Consider the following 25,248-nt stretch of genomic DNA (forward strand, 5'->3'; position numbering starts at 1 on the left):
GTTAGTTTAGATTAATTTTTTTCTAAATACTGCATTATCTGGCAGATAGTTAGTATAGATAATATAATTAAATAGTATAGCTCTCGGTATTTTATTTTTTAGATTTCCTGTTCCAAATATCCATATTTGGGAAATTATATTTACTATTATCAAATACAGGGTCAATTCCTGCTTTAATTTGTTGGTTGTAATCTTTGAAGAGTATTATTACCTTTTTGTGTAGTAATAAAATAGCAACAATATTAAGCCAAGCCATTAAACCTACGCCGATATCACCAAGTGTCCAAGCTGTTTTTGCTGTAGTAATACAGCCGACAAAGGTAGAGAACAAAATAAAAACTCTTAACGACCATATCAATAGTTGACTTTTATTTTTGCGCATTATAAAGCTAATGTTGGTTTCTGCAATATAATAATAAGCCATAATAGTTGTAAAAGCAAAAAAAGTGAGTGCTATAGCGACAAAACCACTACCAATAAGCGGGAAGTGTTGCGAAACCGCAAATTGAGTATATTCAGGTCCCATTTCTACATTGGGAATATTTTCTGCGAGAAATCCTCCTTCAGGATTTTTCACATTATACTGCCCGGTAAAAAGAATCATTAAGGCAGTAGCTGTACAAACAAATAAGGTATCTACATATACAGAAAATCCTTGAACAAGTCCTTGTTTTACTGGGTGAGAAACTTCCGCCGCCGCCGCCGCATGTGGTGCAGTACCTTGACCAGCTTCGTTACTATATATCCCTCTTTTTACACCCCAAGAGATTGCTAAACCTACAATTCCTCCAAATGTTGCGTCGAGACTAAAAGCAGAATTGATGATAAGAGAAAATACCTCAGGTACTTTAGTTATGTTTAGAGAAATTATGATTAAAGACATAATAATGTAAGTGCCTGCCATAAAAGGAACTATATATTCAGCCACTTTACTTATTCTTTTAACACCACCGATGATGATGATACCAAGTAAAAGCACTAAACCTATTCCTGTTTGATGAAAAGGTATGTCAAATGCAGATTTTACCGCAACAGAGATACTGTTACTTTGAACACTAGGTAATAGAAATCCCGTACTTATTATCGTTACAATAGCAAAGGTCCATGCAAATACTTTGTTGTTTAGTCCTTTTAATATGTAAAAAGCAGGACCTCCTCTGTATTGTCCGTTTCGTTCTTCTTTATACATCTGTCCAAGTGTAGCCTCAACAATTGCAGAAGCACTCCCTAAGAATGCAATAGTCCACATCCAAAAAATTGCTCCCGGACCTCCCATTGCTATTGCTGTAGCAACCCCTGCAATGTTACCAGTACCTACTCGTCCAGAAATTGCAAGAGAAAAAGCTTGAAAAGAAGAAATTCCTTTATCTGAAGAACTACTATCAAACAAGAGTTTAATCATTTGCTTTAGATATAAAATTTGAGGAAATTTAAAACGTATACTAAAATATATTCCAGTTATTAGACAAAGAAATATTAAGGCATCACTCCAGATAAGATTGTTTATTTTTTCTATAAATAGTTCCATGTTTGATAATTAGATATTAAGAGTATTGCTAAAGTAGGAAAAATAAACAGATAAAAACTATAGGAATTTGGTTATTTTAAGAATTGTTTTCTAAAATAGCTATGTTAAGTGTTTTATAGAAGGTTTATTAACTAAAAAGGCAAGAGTATCTCACATATACTTGCCTTGAAATAGAATATTCGATAATATAAATTATTTAGTGGAGTAACAGATATTTTTTTTTTAATCAATTAGGATTTCCAGAATTGTAATTGCAGCTTCGCTTATTTTTGTACCAGGTCCAAAAACAGCAACAGCACCTGCATCAAATAAATATTGATAATCTTGTGCAGGTATTACACCTCCTACAATTACCATAATATCTTCGCGTCCATGTTTTTTAAGTTCTTCAATAACTTGTGGAACAAGGGTTTTATGCCCCGCAGCAAGTGAAGAAACGCCTAGAATATGAACGTCATTTTCTACAGCTTGTTTGGCTGCTTCAGCAGGAGTCTGGAAAAGTGGACCAATGTCTACATCAAAACCTACATCGGCATAACCAGTGGCAACTACTTTTGCACCTCTGTCATGACCGTCTTGCCCCATTTTGGCAATCATAATTCTTGGGCGACGACCTTCTTTTTTTGCAAAGGTATCGGCCAATTGTTTTGCTTTCTCAAAGCTTTTGTCGTCTTTTATTGCTGCACTGTACACGCCACTAAAGGATTTAATTTGTGCTTTGTATCTTCCAAAAACAGTTTCTAATGCATCGCTAATTTCGCCTAATGTGGCACGATTTCTTGCAGCATCAATAGCTATTTCCAGTAAATTTCCGTCGCCAGTTTTTGCACAATGAATTAATTTTTCGAGTATTGTTTTTACTTTTTCAGAATCTCTCGTAGCTTTAATATGTTCGAGTTGGGCTACCTGTTGCTTACGAACCATTTGGTTGTCGACATCAAGAATCTGTAAAGGATCTTCTTTTTCTAGTCGGTATTTGTTAACACCAACAATTATATCTTGTCCGCTGTCTATACGCGCTTGTTTTCTTGCGGCAGCTTCTTCTATTCTTAACTTAGGAATACCAGCTTCAATAGCTTTAGTCATTCCGCCTAATTCTTCTACTTCCTCAATTAGTTTCCATGCATTGGTTACAATCTCATTTGTTAGGCTTTCTACATAATAGCTACCTGCCCAAGGATCGACGGTTTTTGTTATTTTGGTTTCTTCCTGCAAGAAAATTTGTGTATTACGAGCGATTCTTGCCGAAAAGTCGGTTGGTAATGCAATTGCTTCGTCTAGTGCATTTGTATGTAGAGATTGGGTACCACCAAGAGCTGCAGCAGTGGCTTCGATACAAGTACGTGCTACATTATTAAACGGATCTTGTTCTGTTAAACTCCATCCGCTAGTTTGACAATGCGTTCTTAATGCTAATGATTTATCGCTTTTAGGGTTAAATTGCTGAACAAGTTTTGCCCAAATCATTCTTCCAGCGCGCATTTTAGCAATTTCCATAAAGTGATTCATTCCTATAGCCCAGAAAAAAGACAATCGGGGAGCAAATTCATCTATAGACATTCCTGTAGTTAGTCCAGTCCGAATGTATTCTAATCCATCTGCGAGCGTGTAGGCTAATTCAATGTCAGCTGTTGCACCTGCTTCTTGCATATGATATCCTGAGATTGAAATCGAATTGAATTTCGGCATTTCTTTGCTTGTAAATTCAAAAATATCAGCAATAATCTTCATTGAAGGAGTTGGTGGATAGATATATGTGTTGCGTACCATGAATTCTTTTAGGATGTCATTTTGTATTGTTCCTGAAAGTTTTATTGGAGGAACGCCTTGTTCTTCGGCTGCAACGATATAAAAAGCCATAATGGGTAAAACAGCTCCATTCATTGTCATCGAAACTGACATTTCTTCAAGCGGAATTTGATTAAACAAGACTTTCATGTCTTCGACTGTATCAATAGCAACTCCAGCTTTACCTACATCACCTACAACACGTTCGTGATCAGAGTCATAGCCACGATGGGTAGGTAGGTCAAAAGCGATTGATAAGCCTTTTTGACCAGCAGCCAGATTACGTCTGTAAAAGGCATTGCTTTCTTCGGCAGTCGAAAATCCTGCATATTGCCTGATTGTCCAAGGACGTCTGACATACATAGTTGCATAAGGTCCTCTTAAATTAGGCGCAAATCCTGCTCCAAAGCCAATATGTTCTATATCTTCAATATCTTGTTCGGTATAGGTAGCTTTTAAATCAATGCCTTCGGCTGTTTCAAAGTTGTTGGTTGTTGGTTGGTTTTTAGAAACAACATCTATCTTCTCACTTTTAACATCTAGTCTGATATGGTTGAGGTCTTTTCGTATCATTGAAACACTTTTTTGTATGGGTTGTTATTGCTTTAAAATCAGATTATTCAAGAGCTAAACGTTCCTGTTCTAATTTTTCGGACAACCGTTTTTCTATTATTGGTGTAATTAATGTTTTTCTAGGTTTTATTTTTACAAAAGGGAAGAGTTCTAAATCATGCTTCATTTTGTCTTCTTTGTTTGGGTACTTATTTGTCCCAAGCAATATTTCTTTTTTTGAATCAAATAATTCCTGTTCCTTATCTGCACTTTCTTGGATTTTTCTTTTGATGGTTCCTTCGTTTAATAGCTTTAGGAAGCCACCATCGGCTTCGATATCTTTAAAAAGGGTTAATGCTTTTTCGGCAAGTTGCTTCGTAAGACTTTCGACATAATAACTTCCGTCGGCAGGATTATTGACTTTATCAAAATAACTTTCGTTTTTAAGAATCAATAGTTGATTGCGGGCAATTCGATCTCCAAATTCGTTGTCTTTGTGGTATAAAGCATCGTATGGTAAATTTGCAATAGCATCAGCACCACCAATTATTGCCGACATACATTCGGTTGTGGTACGTAGCATATTTACATTGTAATCATACAAGGTTTTGTTTCGTTTTGTTGGAGAAACCAATAAATGACATTTGATATTTGAATTGTATTCGGTTGCAATCAAATTAAAGAGCAGTCGTAAAGCACGAAGTTTAGCTATTTCAAAAAAGTAATTTGTTCCTACTGCTATTTGTAACACTATAGTTCCGTTTATCGAAGGAATTCGGTTGAAATATTCGTTGGCATGTGCTACAGTATAAGCAAGTTGTTGAACCATATTGGCACCAGCATTTTGATATAAACCTGCATTAATGCTTATTAGTGATACATTTGGAATTTCCTTTGAAAGGATCTCAAGTGTTTCGAAATTGTTTTTTTCTTTGGTAGTAAACGAAAACCAATTTCCATCTTTTGCCAATTGTCCAATTGGGTCAATAGCATAATAAAAAGCAGCTTTTTTCTGTTTCGATATTGTATTTAGTCTTTTTACGAAATCGATTGAAATAAAATTCAAATTAAAGTAAACTTTTCTATTTTCGAGAGCTAAATTTCGGAATAATTTTTCAATGTCAATAGTGTCATTCTCAATTGTAAAGCGTAAGCTTTCGGCTCCTCTTTTTAGTGAATCTAAAGCCCTTTCAACTGATTTTAAAACGTCATGAACAAAAATATTTTGGCATATTTTAAAATCAGTTGCTTTAGTTGTTACTTCAAGAGGATTTATATCTTCATCATTATGATAAAATGGTTTTACCTGAATGTCTTCTGGAGAATTCCAAATTAAAGTTTCGTTATAATCGGCGCCATCCAATTCAAATTGGATTCGTTGTTTCCACTGTTTGGATGATACGGGACTAAAATTATCGAAAAGGGGAGTAGCCATTTTTATCTCTTTATAATTCTAAATTTATTTTTTTTTAATAGTATCACCTTCAAATTCGATGATGTATATATCTTCACTATCTTTTTTCATAAAATACTTTTCCCTAGCATATTTTTCAATCTGCTCTGGGTTTTTAAGTTCTTTTATTTGTTCCTGATCTTTTTTTATTTCTTCCTGATAATAGGTTTTATTGTCTTGTAACTCATTTATTTGGTTATCGAGAAAACGATTGTCAAAATAGGAGTAATTATCTAGAAAAACCATCCAGATTATAAAAAACAACAATACCCAAACATACTTGTTGCTTAGGAATTTAAACCAGGATTTGTCTTTATGCGGATTAGTCATTTTTTATTTTTTAGCCCCGGTAGAGCCGATATCCTTTGTGAGGTATGAACAAAGATAAAGGTGAAAACGGGATTAGCTCCTAATTATTAATGCAATAAATTTACAATAAAATTATAGAATACGTTGCGTAATTACTGCACGAACTACATCTATTGCTACAGTGTTGTATTTGTCATTTGGTATTATGATGTCTGCAAAAGCTTTTGTAGGTTCTATAAATTGCTCATGCATAGGTTTTAACGTGTTTTGGTAGCGTGTTAAAACCTCATCTAAATCACGACCACGTTCTGCGATATCACGCTTTAAGCGTCTAATAAGTCTTTCGTCTGAATCGGCATGCACATATACTTTAATGTCAAAAAGTGCTCTAAGTTCTGGGTTTGTTAGGATTAAAATACCTTCAACAATCATTACTTTTCTTGGGTGAGTGCTAATTGTGTCGTCGGTTCTATTGTGAGTGATAAATGAATAAACAGGTTGATCGATTGTTTTTCCTTCTTTAAGGTCATTTAAATGACTAACTAATAAATCGAAATCTATCGCACGTGGATGATCAAAATTAATCAGGGCTCTTTCATCAAAAGATAGATTTTTATTTTCCTTATAATAGGAATCCTGAGAGATTACGCCCACTTCGGTATGGGGTAATTCATTCATGATTTGATGTACTACGGTTGTTTTTCCGCTTCCTGTTCCGCCTGCAATTCCAATGATGAGCATAAAAATGTTGTTATAATTTGAAGCGGCAAAAATAAGAATTAATACGGATTTGTCATTAGATTAAATACTTAAAATTAGGTGTAGTCTTTATGTTACTTTTTGAGTTTTTTAAGTAAAAGAAAAGGTCTCAATTACGATGTAACGGAGACCTTTTGTGCAATCAGTGATTTGTTTAAATACCTGACTTTAGTAAGCACTTATTATTTGTTTTTCTTTGCTTTTATCATCATTTCCAGCTGATCCCAAAGTTCTTCAGGAATTGCTTCTAATAAATTAAATTGCCCAGCTCCTTTTAACCATTCTCCGCCATCGATAACGATTACTTCTCCATTTACATAGGCTGAGAAATCAGAAACTAAATAAGCAGCTAAATTGGCTAATTCTTGATGGTCTCCCACGCGTTTTAAAGGTACTTTTTTCGCCATGTCAAATTTCTCTGCAAGATCTCCAGGAAGTAACCTATCCCAAGCTCCTTTAGTTGGGAATGGACCTGGAGCAATAGCATTAGTACGGATTCCGTATTTTGCCCATTCTACAGCAAGACTTCTTGTCATGGCTAGTACTCCTGCTTTTGCAGTAGCACTTGGTACAACATATGCAGATCCTGTCCAAGCATATGTAGTTACAATATTTAATACTGTAGCTGATGTTTGCTTGGTGTCTATCCAGTGTTTTCCAAAAGCAAGCGTACAGTTTTTAGAACCTTTTAAAACAATGTCGATAACAGTGTCAAAAGCATTAGCAGATAGTCTTTCTGTTGGTGAAATAAAATTTCCAGCAGCATTATTTAGTAAAACATCTACTTTGCCAAAAGCTTTTAAAACTTCTTGCAGCATGTTTTCTACCTCTTCATAATGACGAACATCACATTGCAGTGGCAAGCAAGTTCCGCCAGTTTCAGTTTCAAGTTCTGTCGCAGTATTTTTTAGTTTTTCTAAATCTCTTGATGTAATGGCAACTTTTGCACCTAGCTCAAGGAAGTATTTGGTCATCGCTTTTCCGAGGCCACTTCCTCCGCCAGTTACCACTATTACTTTGCCTTGTAAAGCATCGTCTCTTAACATTTTATCTGTATAGCTCATGTTTTCTTAAATTTAAAAGGTAAATATAGGGTTTTAATAGTATGCATGCATAATATATGTGTTAATTTTATCTTCTGCTAAATGCTACATAATCTTTTGGCAGCAGCTTCTAGTGTAGCATTGTCTTTGGCGAAACAAAAACGGATTAGTTTTAAATCTTTTCTGTTGGCATAGAAAGTTGAAATAGGAATTGCGGCAACTCCATATTCGGTTATTAGTCTTTTGCAGAAAGTAACATCATCTTCGTCAGAAATTGATTTATAGGATGCAACCTGAAAATAGGTTCCTTCGCATGGTTTTAATTCAAATCGGCTTTTTTCTAGTAATTTTTTAAAGTAATCTCGTTTTTCTTGATAGAACTTACCGAGTTTGGTTACATCTACAATATCCAAGTATTCGCTAATGGCAATTTGGGAGATGCTATTTACACTAAAAACCAAAAATTGATGGACTTTTTTAATTTCAATCATTAAATGTTCTGGCGCTACAACATACCCAATTTTCCATCCTGTAATATGGAATGATTTTCCAAAAGAGGAAATCATGATACAACGGTTTAAAAGTTGTTGACGGGTGTGTGCAGAGATGTGTTTTTCTTCAAAAATGATGTATTCATAAACTTCATCTGATAATACTAATAGGTCAGGATATTTTTTAAGAATCTTTTCTAATTTTATAAAATCTACTTCCGTTAAAATTTTCCCTGTCGGGTTATGCGGATTATTGATGATTATCATGCGGGTATTTATAGAGCAAGCCTTTTCTATGGTTTCCCAATTTGGAGTGTAATCATCGTTTAACGGAACCCGAACAGCATGTGCATTGCATAATAAAACAGGTGCTTCGTAGCAATCGTAACTCGGATCGAGGATAATTACTTCATCGTTTGCTTTAATTAATGCTTGTATGGTGGTAAAAATACCTTGAGTTGCTCCAGCAGTTACAAGGATTTCGGTTTCTGGTACAATTACTCGCTTATAAGAATCTAAAACTAGTTTGGCTATTTTGGTTAATAATGGCTGGTAACCTGCCATTGGAGTATATTGGTGTACGTTTTCGGTTGCAAGTCGTGCTACAATGCTAGTTAATCGTTCGTCAACAGGGAAATTAGGGAATCCTTGCGATAGATTAATTGCATTGTGTTCGTTTGCCATTTTAGACATAATCGTAAAAATACTCGTGCCAATGTGGGGAAGTTTGCTCATAAAAATCTATAATTACTTTTATAAAGATAGCTTTTTTATGATAATTTTAATTTCTTTTTCTGAAACGAATATTTTTCAAAAAAGAGATTCTATAGCTTATTAGTAGATAGTTATAGGAAGAGAATAAAGTACTCTAACTTGTTTGTTGTTTTGTATTCCAGGTGTCCATTTAGGAGATGTTTTTAAAATGCGAATAGCTTCAGCACCAGTTCCATAACCAATATCTCTTAAAACTTTGATAGCACTTAATGAACCATCTTTTTTCTATTATAAACGTCATATATACTTTGCCCTTTAGATTATCTGTTGGGTTTTTATAATTTTGTTTTATAAAACTGTCCAAACCGATCAATCCTCCGGGAAATTCAGGCTTAACTTCTATGCCAGCGGTATTATAGATATAATCCGGACCTTTTACCTCTTGACTTTTAAGTAATTCATTTGAGGGTATTTCAGTTTTAGAATCTTCTTTAATAGTCTGAGAAGTTATATTTTGTACTGAATAAATTAAAATCAGGATTAAAAACTTCTTCATAGAAGATGGTTCTAAAGTTTGATTACATTTTATGGATAATGAATATCGTAGGTCGATTGTGTAAATCTACTTTTATTTTTTTCCAATCAGCTATTCGCATTGTTTTAATAAACTCAGTTGGTAAAGTAATGTCTGTAGCGATACAAAGATGCGTCGCAGGATTTAAAATTTGCAGAATATCTTCGACTAATTTATTATTTCTGTATGGAGTCTCAATAAAAAGCTGAGATTGATTTTTATCCTGAGATAATTTTTCAAAATACTTTAATGCTGATTTTTTTTCGTCTTTATCAATAGGTAAGTAGCCATTGAAGGTAAAGCTTTGGCCATTCATTCCAGATGCCATCATGGCTAATAAAATAGAAGAGGGTCCGACAAGTGGTACTACCTGAATTCCTTTTTCATGTGCTAGTTTTACAATTACAGCACCAGGATCAGCAACGCCTGGACAGCCTGCTTCACTCATTAATCCCATATTTTTGCCTTCTAATAAAGGTTTTATGAAATCTAAATGTTCGCTGTTTTCAGTGCGCTTATTTAGAGTGAAAAGGATAAGTTCAGATTGTTTTTTTTCAGGAGAAACTGCTTTTATTGATTTTCGGGCTGTTTTCTCGTTTTCTACAATATAATGGTCTATAAAATCAATGCTTCTCTTTATTGTTTGTGGTAAAACATCCATAGGGTCACTTTCGCCTAAGGTTGTCGGAATCAAATAAAGTTTTCCTAATAAAGAAGTTGATTTCATATGTTTGATTTTTAATTTATAAAGACGAGGTTTGGTTATTGATGTTTAGCTATTAGTTTTTCAGCAATCACTTCGGCAACTTCGTTTAGCATTTCGTATACGGAGCTGAAGCCATTTGGTAAGCCGTAATAGGGATCAGGAACATCAACATTCTCGGAAGGAAATAACTCGTTCAGAATAAGTTGCACTTTATCCTTTTGCTCTTGTTTTTTTGTCAATGCAATAACGTCATCATAATTGGAACTGTCCATGACGTAGATATAGTCGAAAGTATCAAAATCGGAAGTTTTGAATTGTCTTCCTTTTTGGTTGGAAATATTTAGGCCGTTTTTTTTTGCTACTGCAATAGCGCGTTCGTCCGGATTACGGCCAACATACCAGGAGCCCGTTCCTGCCGAATCAACTAAAAAAACATCTTCAGGTAATTTCGAGGCTAATATGCCTTGAGCTAACGGTGATCTGCAAATATTACCCAAGCAGACCATTAAAATTTTTACAGGCATGCTGCGTTTATAGCGTTAATTTTTTATTGATGTCTTCTACAAATTTTTTGAACTGTTTGTCAGTAGAGACTAAGTTGTCAACTGTTTTACAAGCATGTAATACGGTTGCGTGATCACGGTCACCAATTTGTGAGCCGATGTTTGCTAAAGATGCTTTAGTGAATTTTTTCGCAAAAAACATAGCTAATTGTCTTGCTTGAACAACGTGCCTCTTTCTGGTTTTAGATTGAAGTGTTTCAATGTCTAGCTGGAAATAATCAGATACAATTTTTTGAATATAATCAATAGAAATTTCTCTTTTTACATTTTTAACGAATTTTTCGACTACACTTTTAGCTAATTCAAGTGTTACTTCTTTTTTATTGAAAGAAGATTGTGCAATCAATGATATAATTGCTCCTTCTAGTTCACGTACATTTGATTTAATGTTGCGTGCTACATATTCAATAATATCCTCTGGAATTTCAACTCCATCGCGATATAGAATGTTTTTTAAGATAGAAATTCTTGTTTCATAATCTGGCTGATGTAACTCGGCAGATAATCCCCATTTAAAACGTGACAATAAACGTTGTTCGATGTCTTGCATGTCTACAGGAGCCTTGTCAGAAGTCAAGATTACTTGTTTTCCATTTTGATGTAAATAATTAAAAATATGGAAGAAAACGTCCTGAGTACCTGATTTTCCAGATAAAAACTGAACGTCGTCAATAATTAAAACATCGATTAACTGGTAAAAGTGAATGAAATCGTTGCGATTATTCTTCTTTACGGAGTCGATATATTGTTGTGTGAAAATTTCGGCAGAAATGTATAAAACCGTTTTTTCTGGGTATTTATCTTTTACTTCAACTCCAATTGCGTGAGCTAAGTGCGTTTTTCCTAAACCAACGCCTCCAAAAATCAATAAAGGATTAAATGAAGTTCCCCCAGGTTTGTTGGCAACAGCCATACCTGCAGAACGAGCTAAACGATTTGAGTCTCCTTCAAGGAAATTGTCAAAACTATAATTAGCGTTTAATTGGGACTCGATTTTTAAATTACGTATTCCTGGAATTACAAAAGGATTTTTTAATTCTGGATTTAAGTTTTTAAATGGAGCATCAACATCTTGTGGTTTCATTGGCCCTCTATTGGCACTTGGTAATTGTTCCGTAAACGGTTGTTTATTACCATAAGTGTTTTCCATTTTAATTTTATAGAGTAACTTTGCATTTTTTCCCAGTTCTTTGGTAAGAGCTACTTTAAGTAATTTAACGTAGTGCTCTTCCAACCATTCGTAGAAAAATTTACTTGGGACTTGAATATATAATGCGTTGTCGGTTAGCTCAACTGATTTGATTGGCTCAAACCAAGTTTTGTACGCCTGATCTTGAATGTTGTCTTTTATGAAAGACAAACAGTTTTCCCATACCGATTGTGCAGTTTTAGTCATAGATTCAATTAAATTTATGTGTATTGATAATATTTGTCTTATAAAAACGAGGTTAGATATTTGTCATTTTTCAAGATAACAAATATGTGAACAAATTTCGTTAAAAAAAAATATTTCGGATGGTAATTTTATAAAATATTGTTGTAAGGCGGGTTCTAAAAAGTAATTTTTTTTAATAAATAAATAATGAAAAATCATCAAACTCAAGTGCGTGTTCGTTACTCAGAAACGGATCAAATGGGAGTCGTTTATCATGGGAATTATATTCCTTATTTTGAAATTGGTCGCGTCGAATGGCTTAGAAACAAAGGGGTTTCGTATAAAAGCATGGAAGAAAGTGGGATTGCTTTGCCAATCGTTTCTATGAATATTAATTATAAAAAATCAGCACGCTATGATGAATTATTAACAGTGCATACAACATTTAAAAGTCAGACCTCTGTCAAGATAGAATTTGATTGCGCAATCTATAACGAATTAAATGAGTTATTAACAACTGCTGTCTTTATTTTGGTATTTGTATCTCTAAAAACAGGTCGCCCAACGGCTCCTCCAAGTTATATTTTGGAGCTTCTTAAAAACATTGATAATTGCTAAAATTTGCCTTAAATGAGGGCGGTTTTAGCAAGATTTCACATCTATTTCAAACATTGAATCAAAAATGTCGAATACCATTTCGGCATTTTTTTTGCGTACTTGAACTGTTATTTTGCCAATTGGCAGTCCAGAAACCTCGTTTATTTCCATTTCTTGGGATATAATTTCTAGTTTCTTTTCTTTAATTACCCGCATTACTTTATTCATGTTTTTATAGTCAAAAGAAATTAAAAATCGAACATCAATCGTTTTTTTGATAATTTCACAAACTTCTAATGTCATTTGTGCTGTCGTTCGGTATGCTGCAATTAGGCCTCCAACACCTAATTTTATCCCTCCATATATGCGTACAATAACAATAAGGATGTTTGTAACGTTAAAAGATTGGATTTGTCCATAAATAGGCATCCCTGCCGTATTGCTCGGCTCTCCATCATCATTAGCTCTGTAGCTTACAGTAGGTTCAATTCCTAATTGATAGGCATAGCAATAATGTACTGCATTTGGATGTTGTTTCTTTAAAGTTTCAATAATGGGTTTAACTTCTTCTTCAGATGTTATGGGGTAAGCATAGCCAAAAAACTTGCTGCTCTTTTCTTTATATAAGACTTCTTCCGAAGTGGAAGCTATCGTTTGGTAGTTGTCTTTGATTTCCAAGATTATTTTTTAAATTATTTTTTTGTCAAATAAATCTACGACATCTTCTTTTCCTACTTGTAGGGTCCATACTTGAAGCCCTAATTCGGCTGCAGCATTGGTGTTTTCGATTTTGTCGTCAACAAACAGTGTTCGTTTTGGGGATAGTTCGTGTTTGTTTATGATGTAGTTATACGCTTCGTGATTTGGTTTTCTCATTCCAATTTCGAACGAAAAATATACTTTTTCAAAACATTGGTAGAAATCACTGTAAAAAGAAATCCCCGTTTTATGTTCGAATGTTTTAATGTGAATTGAATCGGTATTGCTTAATAAGAATAGTCTATATTTTCCAGAAAGCATTTGAAGAAATTCTAGTCGATATAATGGGAAATCAAGTAAGACTGCATTCCAAGCATTGAGGATATCTTTTGCTGAAGCATTTGGGATTTCTTTTTGAAATCCGGTTATAAATTCTTCGGGTGTGATGTTACCTGTTTCGAATTTAATATTCAGAAGATTTAGATTTTTGTTCCATTCCGATAGGCCAAGCTTTTTTAATTCATCAATTGTAGCTTGTTTGTCTAGGTTGATGAAAATATCTCCAAAATCAAATATAATAGTGTCAATCATGGTTTCTATCTTGTATTAATTTGTCTTTGCCGATGTAAATTGTTTTTGACTTTTTACTAGCAAATTCAGGAGCTTTGGTGCCTTTTGTAAAGTAAGTATCTCCAACAAAAAAACGACCTTCATCCCAAAGATTGATATCGATAAAGGTTTGTAAAGTTTGTAGTCCGCCTTCGATAATAATCGATTGAATTTGGTGCTTGTACAAAACTGTAAGTATTTGTGGGATTATATTTTCTTTAAAATCAATTACTTCAAAGATAAGGTTTTCTTTTTCAATGGCAATTTTGGATTTTGTAAATACAATAGTTTTAACATCATTGTTAAAGATATGGCTGTCTTGCGGAATGCGATTATTTTGATCTAAAATTACCCGGACAGGATTATTTCCAGCCCAATCCCGAGTGTTTAATTTAGGATTATCATCAATAACAGTTTGAGTTCCTACTAAAATGGCTTGTTCTTCGCTTCGCCATTTGTGTACTAATTGTCTAGAATATATATTCGTAATCCAGATGGGTTCTCTTTTTAGTTTTACATCATTGTCTTTTTCGGGAGCTAGAAATCCATCTTTAGATGTTGCCCATTTTAAGATTATATAGGGTCTTTTTTGTTGATGAAATGTAAAGAAACGCTTGTTTAGCTCATTGCATTCATCTTCTAAAACACCAATGACAACTTTTTTCCCAGCCTCAAGAAGTTTTTTTATTCCTTTACCTGCAACTTTCTCATTTGGATCAACAGTTCCAACAACTACATTTGGAATCTCATTGATGATAATTAAATCACAACAAGGAGGTGTTTTTCCAAAATGACTACAGGGTTCTAAACTTACGTAAATGGTTGCTTTTTTGAGTAACGATTTATCTTTAACAGCGTTTATAGCATTTACTTCGGCATGCGGTTCGCCTGCTTTTTTATGCCAGCCTTCTCCAATAATCGTATCATTATAAACGATAACGCTACCAACCATTGGGTTTGGGTAGGTAGTTCCTAAGCCATTTTTGGCAAGTTGAATGCAGCGTTTTATGTATTTTTCATGTATATTCACAATGCAAAAGTAGTTATTTTTGAGTTCATGATTTAGTTTTGAAACTATCTTAAACGGCAATGTTGTATACTCTATTGCGCATGATTTTTTTAACTCATAGAACCATACGTTTGTAAAGTCTAAAAAAAAATATTTTTCACATAAAATAAATCGCATAAGGCTATGTGAAAAAATTATGGTTTTTTTAGAATTCTTTGTAATTGTAAGTTTGAATTGATGTCTTTATGTGTTAAATGTTTTTTTACGAATTGCATTCAACGAGTTAAAGTATATTTACTTTTGTACTTTAAGTAAGATATAATAAGAAGAAATGGAAAATTGGATTATCCGAAAAATAATAAAAGAAGACAATCAAGCCGTGGCACAATTAATAAGAGCGGTTTTTGATGAGTTGAATATTCCGAAAGTGGGAACTGCATACGAAGATTCATATTTAGATTTTATGTTTGAAGAATATAATAAACCTAAATCAGTTTATTATGTGGTTGAAAATAATGGTAAAATCGTAGGATGTGCAGGAATTGCTCCTTTAGAGAATGAAGCACCAACAATTTGTGAATTGCAAAAGATGTATTTCTTGCCAGAAACACGTGGCTTAGGAATAGGAAGTAAAATGATGGAAAAATGCTTGGAAAGTGCTAAGGATTCTGGTTTTGAAAATTGTTATATCGAAACGATGCCTTTTATGTATGCTGCTCAAAAATTATATAAAAAATCAGGTTTTGAATATCTTGATGCTCCAATGGGAAGCACAGGTCATACTTCATGCCCCGTATGGATGTTAAAAAAACTATAAGAATATGAAAAAACTAGCTATTGGAATTGTTTTAATTTCAATCCTGTTTTCTTGTAAAGATTCTAAAGAGATAAAAGCAGAGAAAAATATTGCAGTTACTGAGAAACCAGTTTAAAAAGATTCTATTCAGGAAAAAGAAGTAGTTTCTGATGAGGAGTTTAAAAATGACTTTTATATTTTGTTGCCAAGAAGTTATAGCGGTGAAAATTCTGCAGGTTCTTTAACTAAAAAGTAGATTGATTTGTATGAACAGCATGGGGAGTATTATTTAGGGAAGGCTGATTTTAAAATAGAAAAAGGATTCGACGACTGTTCGGGAGATTCTTTAGTGTCAATTATTTCTAAAAATAAAACAATCATTTTTATGGAGTATCCTAGTTTGAAATTAGGAAAAACAAAGTCTTTAAAAATAAAGAAAGATAAAATATGGACAACAGAAAAAGTAACTAATACATTTAATAATATCAATTACGTTTTGCGTGCCGAAGGCAAAGTGCTTTCTTCTGAAATAATTTCTGCGGATAATAATAAAGAAGAGGTTTTTAAGAAGGTTGCCAGCTATAAGTTGTACTTAACAGCAGGAAATACTACCGAAAAATTACTTTTAACAGAGCAGTCATTTAACGATACATTTGTAGTGTTGCTTTTTGCTGGGGATGGAAAATTAGATTTTTATTTTTAGTGCAACAGAGATTATGAAGAGGAACGAGTAATTTTGTTCCTTTCATCAAAAGCCAAAAGTGAAGAAGCGATGAAAAGAGTTTCTGAAATTGCAGTGCAATTTGATTGCTAATTGAACCTGCTTTTTAATAACAAATATAAAAATGAAAATAAAACAATACAGAACGCAATTTATTCAAGAGCTTTCAGGAATTTATGATGTTCTGGAAGCGGAGAGTTTCTTCTATTTAATACTGGAAGAGAAACGAAACCTTAAACAAATAGATTTAGCTTTAAATCCAGGTTTGTCTTTTTCAGACGAAGAAATTGAAGATTGGAGTATTTTGGAGGCTGAATTAAAAAAGGAAATTCCGATACAATATTTATTAGGGAAAACTAATTTTTACGGATTGGATTTTGAGGTAAATTCGAATGTTTTAATTCCGCGACCAGAAACGGAAGAGTTGGTGGAGTGGATTATAAAAGGGAATTCAAAGATTGGAAAATCTCAAAATCTCAAAATTTTAGATATAGGAACTGGAAGTGGTTGTGTTGCAATTTCGTTGGCAAAGAATCTTCCTAAAGCTCAGGTTTTTGCAATCGATGTTTCAGAAGGTGCTTTGGATACAGCTAAAAGGAATGCTATATCTAACGAAGTTTCGGTTACTTTTTTGCATCAAAACATTTTGGAAACAGAAGATTTAATGCAAGAATTCGATGTTATAGTTTCGAATCCTCCTTATGTTCGGAATTTAGAAAAAGAAGAAATCAAGAAAAATGTTTTAGATAATGAGCCTCATTTGGCACTTTTTGTAGCGGATAATGATGCATTGATTTTTTACAAAAAAATAGCTGAATTGGCACAGAAAAATTTGGTAAAAAACGGAAGTCTTTACTTTGAAATCAATCAGTATTTAGGGAAAGAAACAGTTGAATTACTTGAGAATCTAGGCTTTAAAAACATCGAATTGCGCAAAGATATTTATGACAATGATAGGATGATTTTTTGTAAAAAATAATTTTTTTGATAAGATATAAAAAGGTAAATGTGTATTTCTTGCAATGGTTTCTTTAATCTTGCAAGAAATACGAAATACTGTGACTGATCCGGATAACTAACGAGCCCAAAGCTACTCGTAGCGCAAAGCTTCGATAGGATCAAGTTGAGATGCTTTTATTGCGGGATATAACCCAGAAACAACTGCAACCATAAAACTAGTACCGAAGGCAGCTAAAATTGCTCCCCAAGGAATTACGAAAACAAAATTCATAGCTGTAGCAAATGCGAAACCAACTAGAATTCCAAGGATAATTCCGACTAAGCCGCCTAATTGTCCGATTAGTAAAGTTTCGATGAAGAACTGAACGGCAATAGTTGTTTTTTTGGCGCCTAGCGCTTTACGAACGCCGATTTCGCGTGTGCGTTCTGTTACCGATACAATCATGATATTCATTAAGGCAATCGATGAGCCTAGGATGGTAATGACGCTAATGATCCATGCAGCCCAGCCTAGATATTGTGTAATGCTTAGAATACGATTAATAAGGTCATCACTTCGTACAATGCCAAAATTATTATCACGAGTAGGACTTAATTTTCGAACACGGCGCATGGTACTCGTTGCGTTGTCTATAGCTTGGTCCAAGAGTTCTTTTTTAGAAACCATTATGCTTATAGTGTAATTTATATTTGGAGCGGTAAATAAGGAACGTGCTACTTGTATCGGAATTAGTACTCGTAAATCCTGACTGTTTCCAAATGTGGACCCTTTTTCTTTTAGTACGCCAATTACCTTAAAACGTGCTCCGCGGATAGAAATAATTTTATCAATTGGATTTACGTCTTTTAATAGGTCTTTCATAAAATCAGAGCCCAATATACATACATAGGTGTTGTTTTCGATATCAAATTGATTAAAGGTTCTGCCTATGCTTGTTTCTAGACCTGAGTTACCAATAAAATGTTCGTCGACCCCCAGTACTTTAATTTCGGGATCGGTTTTAGTCGAGAGGTATTTTACTTCGGCAGTAGAAGTCGCTGTAAATGAAAGAGAAGTTTCTGTAAATGGGTATTTGTATTTATTTTTGAAAGCGATAGCTTCTGGATAAGAAATAATAGGATTGATGACTTCTCTTTCGTTACCACCGCGGTTTCTAACTTCGTTTTCGTACTGATTAATATTGAAGGTATTTGCTCCCATAGAAGCAAAATCGGTAGAGATAGTGTTTTCTAAAGCCGAAACTACGGTTAAGATTCCAACTAAAGCAGTGATACCGATTGCAATAATTAAAACGGTAAGAATCGTTCGTAATAATTGAGTTCGAATCGAACCAAATGCAATTCGGATATTTTCTTTGAATAATTTTAGCATCATACTAGTTTGTCACGAAAATACAATTTTTGTTACAAGTTTGTTTTAGAACAGTCATTATTTATTTTAAAAAGTGAGATATTTGCATTCGATTTACAATTTTGAGAAATCTGAAAGCATAAGTCTAAAAACTAAAATACTAAATTAAATGGCATCTAAACCTAGTATTCCTAAAGGAACCAGAGATTTTTCACCAATAGAGGTGGCAAAACGTCAATATATCATTCAGATCATAAAAAACAATTTCGAGAAATTTGGTTTCCAACCAATCGAAACACCTTCGTTTGAAAATTCGGAAACCTTAATGGGGAAATACGGAGAAGAGGGTGATCGCTTGATTTTTAAAATTTTGAATTCAGGGGACTATTTGTCTAAGGCAAATGAAGCGCATTTAGAAGCAAAAGACAGTACTAAATTAACGGCTAGTATTTCTGAAAAAGCGTTGCGTTATGACTTAACTGTTCCATTTGCGAGGTATGTGGTACAACATCAAAACGAAATAGAATTTCCTTTTAAAAGATATCAGATTCAGCCAGTTTGGCGTGCTGATCGTCCGCAGAAAGGACGTTTTAGAGAATTTTTTCAATGTGATGCCGATGTGGTTGGTTCTACATCATTGTGGCAGGAAGTAGAGTTAGTACAATTATACGATACTGTTTTTACTTCTTTGGGTTTAAATGGTGTAACGATAAAAATTAATAATCGAAAAATATTATCTGGAATTGCTGAGGTTATTGGTGCTTCGGATAAATTAATTGATTTTACAGTAGCGCTAGATAAGCTTGATAAAATAGGTGAAGATGGTGTGAAGAAAGAAATGATGGAGAAAGGAATTTCGAAAGAAGCGCTCGTAAAAGTGCAGCCATTATTTAGTTTTTCAGGAACTATTTCGGATAAAATTAATCAACTCTCCGATTTATTATCTTCTTCAGAAGAAGGAATGAAAGGGGTGGAAGAATTACGTTTTATATGTGATAATGTTTCAAATTTAGGTTTGTCTACTGCAATTCTGGATTTGGATGTTACGCTTGCTCGTGGACTTAATTATTATACAGGAGCAATTTTTGAAATTGGAGCGCCAAAAACTGTTGCTATGGGGTCTGTTGGAGGTGGTGGAAGATATGACGATTTAACTGGTATTTTTGGATTGAAAAATATGAGTGGAGTTGGAATTTCTTTTGGTTTAGATCGTATTTATTTAGTGCTTGAAGAATTACAATTGTTTCCAGAAACTGTTGTGGCAACTTCTAAAGCGTTATTTATAAATTACGGTGATAAAGAAGCATTTTATGCGCTGAAAGCAATTCAACAATTAAGAAAAGAAAATATAAAAGTAGAGCTATATCCTGACAATGTCAAGGTTGGAAAGCAGTTTCAACATGCAGATAAACGTGCAATTCCTTTTGCTATTATTGCAGGTGAACAAGAGATAGAGTCAAATTCATATTCGCTTAAGAACTTATTAACCGGTGAGCAAGTTTCTGTTGATTTAGAAGGATTAAAAAAGGCTTTGTTAGATTAGTTTTTAACCGTAAAGTGCACTAAGATTTAATTTTACTTCACGCATAGAAAACACAGAGTTCGCAAAGCCAGATAAATACAAAGCTTTGCGAACTTTGTATTTTTATACAACTATACCTTTAAAATCTTAGCGTGCTTTGTGGTTATTTTGCAGATTTTTTGTTTTGAAAGAAGAATGCAAAGTTTATAAAGCTTTGGTGGTGATTGTGTTAATGAATTATTAGTATTTATTAGCTTAAATCGGTTTAAATTTGCGAGAAATAATTGGTGAGAAAGAAAAAAAAGCGTTTAATTTGCGACCTTAAGTTACGGGCGTAGTTCAAGGGTAGAATAGCGGTCTCCAAAACCGTTGATGGGGGTTCGAATCCCTCCGCCCGTGCAATAAAACGTTATTAATTACTTATCAGAGACCCTCAGGGGGCTAAAGATAAAAAAAGTATAAAAAAAGCTTCGTCTGATAATAGGCGAAGCTTTTTTAATATGGGTAAAGTTGAATTAATAATTTATTATAAAGCCGAAGCTAACCTTAAATCCAATTTTTGTTAGGTAAAAATTAATTTTGTAATTACCTCAAATGTATTTAATCTATATTGCAATTTTCTTAAAATTATATTAATTTTTTGAGAATATGATTGCTTTAGATCTATTAATTAGCAGTTGAATAAAATGAGATTTTGTCAAAAGATGACAATTTGACATTTTATAAGATTTGGCAGTACTTTTGCAATCCATAGAAAAGAATAAAAAAATGAAGTTTAAGAATATTTTTAAAAATAAAAGTAATATGACTACGGAGAATACAGAAATCGATCAAGAAATAGATGACGTAACATTAGAGAATAATGCCAATGGCGAACAAATTATTATTGAGGAATTAAGTGTAGAAGAACAATTAACTCAAGACTTAGCTAAAGAAAAAGATAAATTCTTGAGGTTGTTTGCTGAATTTGAAAATTACAAAAAAAGAACTTCAAAAGAAAGAATGGATTTGTTTAAAACTGCTAATCAAGAGGTGTTGTTAGCAATGCTTCCTATATTAGATGATTTTGACAGAGCATTAGTAGAAATCAACAAATCTGATGATGAGCTTTTAGCAAAAGGAGTAGAGTTAATTTACGACAAACTAAAAACGACATTAGTATCTAAAGGATTGGAGCAGGTAGAAGTAGGGGTAGGTGATGCATTTGATGCAGATTATGCTGAAGCAATTACTCAAATTCCAGCACCTTCAGATAAGCTGAAAGGTAAGATTGTTGATGTACTTGAAAAAGGATACAAATTAGGAGACAAAATTATTCGTTATCCTAAAGTGGTTATTGGAAACTAAAATAACAAATTATAAATCCCAAATCCCAAATAAATAGTTTTGTTTTTTGGAATTGAGTTATTTATTGGGTTTTGTTTTTTGGAATTTAAACAATTATGAAAAAAGATTTTTACGAAATATTAGGCATTTCAAAAAATGCGGATGCTGGTGAGATTAAAAAAGCGTACCGTAAATGTGCCTTAAAATATCATCCAGATAAAAATCCGGATAATAAAGAGGCAGAAGAGAACTTCAAATTGGCTGCAGAAGCATATGAAGTTTTAAGTGACCCTAATAAAAAAGCCAAATATGATCAATATGGGCATCAAGCCTTTGATGGGTCAGGTGGTTTTGGAGGTGGCGGACATGGTGGCATGAATATGGATGACATATTCAGTCAGTTTGGTGACATCTTCGGAGGCGGATTTGGTGGTTTCGGAGGCGGTGGAGGCGGAGGCCCTCGTCGTACTAAAGGAAGTAATCTTAGAATTAAAGTTAAATTAACTTTAGAAGAGGTTGCAAATGGTGTGGAGAAAAAAGTAAAAGTAAAACGTAAGGTTCAAGCCAAAGGGGTTACTTATAAAACATGTTCTACATGTAACGGTCAAGGGCAGGTAATGCGTGTGACTAATACTATTTTAGGTAGAATGCAATCAGCTTCGACTTGTCCAACTTGTGGAGGTTCTGGTCAGATTTTAGATAAAAAACCTGCCAATGCGGATTCGCAAGGAATGGTTCAGGAAGATGAAACGGTATCAATCAAAATTCCTGCGGGAGTTGTTGATGGAATGCAGTTAAAAGTTTCTGGTAAAGGAAACGATGCTCCAGGAAATAGCGTGCCAGGAGACTTAATCGTTGCGATTGAAGAACTTGAACACGAACTATTGAAGCGCGAAGGAGAAAATTTACATTATGATTTATATATAAGTTTTCCAGAAGCTGTTTTAGGTATCTCTAAAGATATCGAAGCAATTAATGGAAAAGTACGAATTAAATTAGAAGAAGGAATCCAATCAGGAAAAATTCTGAGATTGAAAGGAAAAGGAATTCCAAGTATCAATGGATACGGAAATGGAGATTTGTTAGTACATGTTAATGTTTGGACACCAAAAACATTAAGCAAAGAGCAAAAGCAGTTTTTTGAAAATGCTTTAACAGATGAACATTTTATTCCAAATCCTGAGAAAACAGATAAATCATTTTTTGAAAAAGTAAAAGATATGTTTTCATAAATAGATCTTAATCTTTTATAAAACGTTACAATTAATTTACAAACCCATCTTAACTTTGTTTTAGGATGGGTTTTTTTTTGTAACAATACTAAGTATTCGCTACTAATTATTTACTTTTACACACGTGAGGCCAAAATGGCCATATTGACTTAGTAAATCCAACAAAAAAGCATGAGCAACTTACTCGAAGTACATAATGTCGTAAAACAATACGGTGATTATGTTGCGCTTAATGAAGTTTCATTAAATGTTCCAAAAGGTAGTATTTATGGGCTATTAGGGCCTAATGGAGCTGGAAAAACATCACTTATACGAATTATAAATCAAATTACTTATCCAGATAGTGGAGAGGTAATTCTTGATGGTGAGAAATTGCAACCCAAACATGTTCAACATATCGGATACCTTCCTGAGGAAAGAGGTTTATATAATTCTATGAAAGTAGGAGAACAATGTTTGTATCTGGCTCAAATGAAAGGATTATCTAAAGCCGAAGCCAAAAAACAATTGGAATATTGGTTTGATAGATTAGAGATACAAGGATGGTGGAACAAAAAAGTTCAGGAATTGTCAAAAGGAATGGCACAGAAAATTCAATTTGTAGTTTGTGTATTGCATAAACCAAAATTATTGATTTTTGATGAACCATTTTCTGGTTTTGATCCTGTTAATGCCAATGTCATAAAAGATGAAATTTTGGCATTAAAAGAACAAGGTTCTACAATTATTTTTTCGACACATAGAATGGAAAGTGTAGAAGAACTTTGTGATCACATTGCTTTGATTCATAAATCTAATAAATTGATTGAAGGAAAATTGGTCGATGTAAAAAGACAATTTAAGACGAATAGCTTTGAGGTAGGTATATTAACAAACAATATCGAGGGTTTGATGTATGATATTGCACAAAAATTCACTGTTTCGCCAGCAAGTTTTAAATCATTGAGTGACGAATTAAAACTAGAAATCCAGATAGGAAATGCCACTCCAAATGAATTATTGAATATATTAACGCAACGAGGACAAGTAACTCATTTTGTTGAGAAAATTCCAAGTGTGAACGATATTTTTATTCAAACAGTAACGAAATAGTTTTTTAGATAGTAGACAGAGTAAAATTTAAATATAGCTAAAGTTTAAGTACTAATAGTTCAAAAATTGAGCAGTCTAAGAAGCCTAATAATTCAATAATCTAGTAATATATATAAATGAGTATTATATCATTAATTATAAAAAGAGAATTTATTTCTAAAGTTCGTAATAAGTCTTTTGTCGTAATGACTTTTTTAAGTCCGCTATTGTTTGTTGGGATAGCTGCTTTTATCGGATATTTAAGTTCTATGAAAGCCGAAACAAAGCGTATTGCAATTCATGACGAAACGGGGTTGTTTGCTTCGCAGTTTACGAAGCAGAATGCAAAAAATATTGAGTTTAGATATCTTGATTTATCGAAAGTATCTTTGGAATCTTTAAAAGATAGTATTGCCAAAGAGCGTTTAGACGGATTGCTTTTGATTCCTAAAACAGATAAAATAAAAGATTTAGAGAGTAAAATCGAATTTATATCGAATAATAGCCCGAGTATTTCTTTTATTGAAAACACACAAAATACAATTGCTGATGAGATTACCCGAATTAATTTTCAAGAGGCAAATTTAGATACATTAGCTATAAAAAATGCCCAAGCAAATGTAAATATACATCTTGCAAAAGCATCGGGAGAGGAAAGCTTAAAAGGGCTAAACGAAATAAAAATTGCAATCGGAGGATCATTTGGTTACTTGATAATGATGTTTATCGTTATTTATGGTAATATGGTTATGCGAAGTGTAATAGAAGAAAAAACCAATCGAATTATTGAGATTATTATTTCATCAGTAAAACCTTTTCAGTTGATGATGGGTAAGATAATCGGAACCTCATTGGCAGGATTGCTACAGTTTTTAATTTGGGCAGTAATAGGATTTGCTTTAATGTTTGCAGCATCAGCATTTTTTGGTGTAAATGTTGGGCCAACGGCTAAGGTACCACCAGAGTTAATGGCTACTGCACAAAAAGAATTAGTAGGAACTGCACAGATGTATATTAATGAATTATGGAGTCTACCAATTGCAAGTATTCTGATTGGATTTGTAATTTATTTCATAGGAGGTTATTTTTTATATAGCTCGTTTTATGCAGCTATTGGTGCGGCGGTTGATAATCAAACTGACTCTCAACAATTTCTGTTGCCTATTATCATGCCTTTGATTTTGAGTGTTTATATTGGTTTCTTTACTGTAGTAAATGACCCACATGGGACAATTGCTGTCATATTTTCGATGATACCGCTAACTTCACCAATTGTTATGTTAATGCGACTCCCATTTGGAGTGCCTTGGTGGCAAATACTTATTTCAGTAACTTTATTATTTGCCTCATTTTTTGCAGTAGTTTGGTTTGCTGCTAAAATTTATCGCGTAGGAATATTGATGTACGGTAAGAAACCTACATGGAAAGAATTATATAGATGGCTTAAATACTAAAAGAGCAGCAGAGATATGGAGTATGCAAAGGGACGAAGGATTTAGA

25 protein-coding genes and 1 tRNA gene are annotated in these 25,248 nt (G+C 33.5%); 10 read left to right on the forward strand and 16 right to left on the reverse strand.

Features of this window, described 5'->3' with window-relative positions; all coding sequences use genetic code 11:
* Positions 1–91 precede the first annotated feature (91 nt).
* From IUY40_RS00450 to dnaA, 12 genes are all read right to left on the reverse strand, one after another.
* Entirely contained in the window at positions 92–1,528 is a 1,437-nt protein-coding gene (locus IUY40_RS00450) for an alanine/glycine:cation symporter family protein (protein WP_195734926.1), read from the reverse strand.
* A 222-nt stretch (positions 1,529–1,750) separates the two neighbouring features.
* Positions 1,751–3,889 carry a methylmalonyl-CoA mutase gene (scpA, locus tag IUY40_RS00455; protein WP_195734927.1) on the reverse strand — a complete coding sequence of 713 codons (2,139 nt, stop codon included), beginning with the start codon at positions 3,887–3,889 and terminating at the stop codon, positions 1,751–1,753.
* Between the two features lie 43 nt (positions 3,890–3,932).
* The gene (locus IUY40_RS00460) at positions 3,933–5,303 is read right to left on the reverse strand and encodes a methylmalonyl-CoA mutase subunit beta (RefSeq protein WP_195734928.1); all 1,371 of its coding nucleotides are present in this window, start codon (positions 5,301–5,303) and stop codon (positions 3,933–3,935) included.
* A gap of 24 nt (positions 5,304–5,327) precedes the next feature.
* Complete coding sequence (locus IUY40_RS00465) at positions 5,328–5,651, reverse strand: septum formation initiator family protein (RefSeq protein ID WP_195734929.1); 324 nt, start codon at positions 5,649–5,651, stop codon at positions 5,328–5,330.
* Positions 5,652–5,762: 111 nt separating this feature from the next.
* The gene (gene udk / locus IUY40_RS00470) at positions 5,763–6,371 is read right to left on the reverse strand and encodes a uridine kinase (protein ID WP_195734930.1); all 609 of its coding nucleotides are present in this window, start codon (positions 6,369–6,371) and stop codon (positions 5,763–5,765) included.
* Positions 6,372–6,571: 200 nt separating this feature from the next.
* The gene (locus IUY40_RS00475) at positions 6,572–7,453 is read right to left on the reverse strand and encodes an SDR family oxidoreductase (protein ID WP_195734931.1); all 882 of its coding nucleotides are present in this window, start codon (positions 7,451–7,453) and stop codon (positions 6,572–6,574) included.
* A 77-nt stretch (positions 7,454–7,530) separates the two neighbouring features.
* Positions 7,531–8,658, reverse strand: a complete 1,128-nt coding sequence (locus IUY40_RS00480) for a methionine aminotransferase (RefSeq protein WP_195734932.1) — start codon at positions 8,656–8,658, stop codon at positions 7,531–7,533.
* Between the two features lie 99 nt (positions 8,659–8,757).
* The gene (locus IUY40_RS19680; protein ID WP_347343914.1) at positions 8,758–8,898 is read right to left on the reverse strand and encodes a hypothetical protein; all 141 of its coding nucleotides are present in this window, start codon (positions 8,896–8,898) and stop codon (positions 8,758–8,760) included.
* Entirely contained in the window at positions 8,858–9,193 is a 336-nt protein-coding gene (locus IUY40_RS00485) for a hypothetical protein (RefSeq protein ID WP_317190886.1), read from the reverse strand. The genes IUY40_RS19680 and IUY40_RS00485 overlap by 41 nt, the downstream gene beginning before the upstream one ends.
* Positions 9,194–9,215: 22 nt before the next feature.
* Entirely contained in the window at positions 9,216–9,938 is a 723-nt protein-coding gene (locus IUY40_RS00490) for an SAM-dependent methyltransferase (protein WP_195734933.1), read from the reverse strand.
* Positions 9,939–9,973: 35 nt separating this feature from the next.
* Positions 9,974–10,441 (reverse strand): low molecular weight protein-tyrosine-phosphatase, encoded by a 468-nt coding sequence (locus tag IUY40_RS00495; protein ID WP_195734934.1) that lies wholly within the window; start codon positions 10,439–10,441, stop codon positions 9,974–9,976.
* A gap of 7 nt (positions 10,442–10,448) precedes the next feature.
* Positions 10,449–11,876, reverse strand: coding sequence for a chromosomal replication initiator protein DnaA (gene dnaA / locus IUY40_RS00500; protein WP_195734935.1), 1,428 nt, complete (start codon positions 11,874–11,876; stop codon positions 10,449–10,451).
* Between the two features lie 186 nt (positions 11,877–12,062).
* Here dnaA and IUY40_RS00505 point away from each other — a divergent pair, with 186 nt between their 5' ends.
* Positions 12,063–12,473 (forward strand): thioesterase family protein, encoded by a 411-nt coding sequence (locus IUY40_RS00505; protein ID WP_195734936.1) that lies wholly within the window; start codon positions 12,063–12,065, stop codon positions 12,471–12,473.
* Positions 12,474–12,497: 24 nt separating this feature from the next.
* Here the strand turns inward: IUY40_RS00505 and IUY40_RS00510 are convergent, their stop codons facing one another.
* The 3 genes from IUY40_RS00510 to ribD are packed head-to-tail and all read right to left on the reverse strand — an operon-like array spanning position 12,498 to position 14,790.
* The gene (locus IUY40_RS00510) at positions 12,498–13,130 is read right to left on the reverse strand and encodes a YigZ family protein (protein WP_195734937.1); all 633 of its coding nucleotides are present in this window, start codon (positions 13,128–13,130) and stop codon (positions 12,498–12,500) included.
* Positions 13,131–13,139: 9 nt separating this feature from the next.
* Positions 13,140–13,742, reverse strand: coding sequence for an HAD family phosphatase (locus IUY40_RS00515; RefSeq protein WP_195734938.1), 603 nt, complete (start codon positions 13,740–13,742; stop codon positions 13,140–13,142).
* Entirely contained in the window at positions 13,735–14,790 is a 1,056-nt protein-coding gene (gene ribD, locus IUY40_RS00520) for a bifunctional diaminohydroxyphosphoribosylaminopyrimidine deaminase/5-amino-6-(5-phosphoribosylamino)uracil reductase RibD (protein ID WP_195734939.1), read from the reverse strand. The genes IUY40_RS00515 and ribD overlap by 8 nt, the downstream gene beginning before the upstream one ends.
* 310 nt (positions 14,791–15,100) lie before the next feature.
* On the opposite strand from ribD, the gene IUY40_RS00525 reads away from it, so the two are divergent.
* From IUY40_RS00525 to prmC, 3 genes are all read left to right on the forward strand, one after another.
* Entirely contained in the window at positions 15,101–15,586 is a 486-nt protein-coding gene (locus tag IUY40_RS00525; RefSeq protein ID WP_195734940.1) for a GNAT family N-acetyltransferase, read from the forward strand.
* A gap of 241 nt (positions 15,587–15,827) precedes the next feature.
* Positions 15,828–16,268, forward strand: coding sequence for a hypothetical protein (locus tag IUY40_RS00530; RefSeq protein ID WP_195734941.1), 441 nt, complete (start codon positions 15,828–15,830; stop codon positions 16,266–16,268).
* Between the two features lie 142 nt (positions 16,269–16,410).
* Positions 16,411–17,265, forward strand: coding sequence for a peptide chain release factor N(5)-glutamine methyltransferase (prmC, locus tag IUY40_RS00535; protein WP_195734942.1), 855 nt, complete (start codon positions 16,411–16,413; stop codon positions 17,263–17,265).
* A 111-nt stretch (positions 17,266–17,376) separates the two neighbouring features.
* Here prmC and IUY40_RS00540 read toward each other — a convergent pair whose 3' ends face one another.
* Positions 17,377–18,621 (reverse strand): ABC transporter permease, encoded by a 1,245-nt coding sequence (locus IUY40_RS00540; RefSeq protein WP_195734943.1) that lies wholly within the window; start codon positions 18,619–18,621, stop codon positions 17,377–17,379.
* Between the two features lie 145 nt (positions 18,622–18,766).
* Between IUY40_RS00540 and hisS the strand changes: the two genes are divergently transcribed.
* The 6 genes from hisS to IUY40_RS00570 all read left to right on the forward strand — a co-directional run bounded on the left by hisS (position 18,767) and on the right by IUY40_RS00570 (position 25,202).
* Complete coding sequence (gene hisS / locus IUY40_RS00545) at positions 18,767–20,140, forward strand: histidine--tRNA ligase (RefSeq protein ID WP_195734944.1); 1,374 nt, start codon at positions 18,767–18,769, stop codon at positions 20,138–20,140.
* Between the two features lie 307 nt (positions 20,141–20,447).
* Positions 20,448–20,518: transfer RNA gene (locus tag IUY40_RS00550), tRNA-Trp, on the forward strand.
* Between the two features lie 369 nt (positions 20,519–20,887).
* Complete coding sequence (locus IUY40_RS00555) at positions 20,888–21,466, forward strand: nucleotide exchange factor GrpE (RefSeq protein WP_195734945.1); 579 nt, start codon at positions 20,888–20,890, stop codon at positions 21,464–21,466.
* Positions 21,467–21,561: 95 nt separating this feature from the next.
* The gene (dnaJ, locus tag IUY40_RS00560; RefSeq protein ID WP_195734946.1) at positions 21,562–22,677 is read left to right on the forward strand and encodes a molecular chaperone DnaJ; all 1,116 of its coding nucleotides are present in this window, start codon (positions 21,562–21,564) and stop codon (positions 22,675–22,677) included.
* 171 nt (positions 22,678–22,848) lie between these two features.
* Positions 22,849–23,769, forward strand: coding sequence for an ATP-binding cassette domain-containing protein (locus IUY40_RS00565; protein ID WP_195734947.1), 921 nt, complete (start codon positions 22,849–22,851; stop codon positions 23,767–23,769).
* Positions 23,770–23,885: 116 nt separating this feature from the next.
* Positions 23,886–25,202 carry an ABC transporter permease gene (locus IUY40_RS00570; protein WP_195734948.1) on the forward strand — a complete coding sequence of 439 codons (1,317 nt, stop codon included), beginning with the start codon at positions 23,886–23,888 and terminating at the stop codon, positions 25,200–25,202.
* Positions 25,203–25,248: the final 46 nt, after the last annotated feature.

The sequence above is a fragment of the Flavobacterium sp. ALJ2 genome, assembly GCF_015594725.1.
Lineage (GTDB): Bacteria > Bacteroidota > Bacteroidia > Flavobacteriales > Flavobacteriaceae > Flavobacterium.

What these genes read in the sequence shown, in the direction of transcription:
- IUY40_RS00450 (WP_195734926.1), bottom strand. Translation starts at nt 1,528, where the DNA reads ATGGAACTATTTATAGAAAAAATAAACAATCTTATCTGGAGTGATGCC.
- scpA (WP_195734927.1), bottom strand. Translation starts at nt 3,889, where the DNA reads ATGATACGAAAAGACCTCAACCATATCAGACTAGATGTTAAAAGTGAG.
- IUY40_RS00460 (WP_195734928.1), bottom strand. Translation starts at nt 5,303, where the DNA reads ATGGCTACTCCCCTTTTCGATAATTTTAGTCCCGTATCATCCAAACAG.
- IUY40_RS00465 (WP_195734929.1), bottom strand. Translation starts at nt 5,651, where the DNA reads ATGACTAATCCGCATAAAGACAAATCCTGGTTTAAATTCCTAAGCAAC.
- udk (WP_195734930.1), bottom strand. Translation starts at nt 6,371, where the DNA reads ATGCTCATCATTGGAATTGCAGGCGGAACAGGAAGCGGAAAAACAACC.
- IUY40_RS00475 (WP_195734931.1), bottom strand. Translation starts at nt 7,453, where the DNA reads ATGAGCTATACAGATAAAATGTTAAGAGACGATGCTTTACAAGGCAAA.
- IUY40_RS00480 (WP_195734932.1), bottom strand. Translation starts at nt 8,658, where the DNA reads ATGAGCAAACTTCCCCACATTGGCACGAGTATTTTTACGATTATGTCT.
- IUY40_RS00485 (WP_317190886.1), bottom strand. Translation starts at nt 9,193, where the DNA reads ATGAAGAAGTTTTTAATCCTGATTTTAATTTATTCAGTACAAAATATA.
- IUY40_RS00490 (WP_195734933.1), bottom strand. Translation starts at nt 9,938, where the DNA reads ATGAAATCAACTTCTTTATTAGGAAAACTTTATTTGATTCCGACAACC.
- IUY40_RS00495 (WP_195734934.1), bottom strand. Translation starts at nt 10,441, where the DNA reads ATGCCTGTAAAAATTTTAATGGTCTGCTTGGGTAATATTTGCAGATCA.
- dnaA (WP_195734935.1), bottom strand. Translation starts at nt 11,876, where the DNA reads ATGACTAAAACTGCACAATCGGTATGGGAAAACTGTTTGTCTTTCATA.
- IUY40_RS00505 (WP_195734936.1), top strand. Translation starts at nt 12,063, where the DNA reads ATGAAAAATCATCAAACTCAAGTGCGTGTTCGTTACTCAGAAACGGAT.
- IUY40_RS00515 (WP_195734938.1), bottom strand. Translation starts at nt 13,742, where the DNA reads ATGATTGACACTATTATATTTGATTTTGGAGATATTTTCATCAACCTA.
- IUY40_RS00525 (WP_195734940.1), top strand. Translation starts at nt 15,101, where the DNA reads ATGGAAAATTGGATTATCCGAAAAATAATAAAAGAAGACAATCAAGCC.
- prmC (WP_195734942.1), top strand. Translation starts at nt 16,411, where the DNA reads ATGAAAATAAAACAATACAGAACGCAATTTATTCAAGAGCTTTCAGGA.
- IUY40_RS00540 (WP_195734943.1), bottom strand. Translation starts at nt 18,621, where the DNA reads ATGATGCTAAAATTATTCAAAGAAAATATCCGAATTGCATTTGGTTCG.
- hisS (WP_195734944.1), top strand. Translation starts at nt 18,767, where the DNA reads ATGGCATCTAAACCTAGTATTCCTAAAGGAACCAGAGATTTTTCACCA.
- IUY40_RS00555 (WP_195734945.1), top strand. Translation starts at nt 20,888, where the DNA reads ATGAAGTTTAAGAATATTTTTAAAAATAAAAGTAATATGACTACGGAG.
- dnaJ (WP_195734946.1), top strand. Translation starts at nt 21,562, where the DNA reads ATGAAAAAAGATTTTTACGAAATATTAGGCATTTCAAAAAATGCGGAT.
- IUY40_RS00565 (WP_195734947.1), top strand. Translation starts at nt 22,849, where the DNA reads ATGAGCAACTTACTCGAAGTACATAATGTCGTAAAACAATACGGTGAT.
- IUY40_RS00570 (WP_195734948.1), top strand. Translation starts at nt 23,886, where the DNA reads ATGAGTATTATATCATTAATTATAAAAAGAGAATTTATTTCTAAAGTT.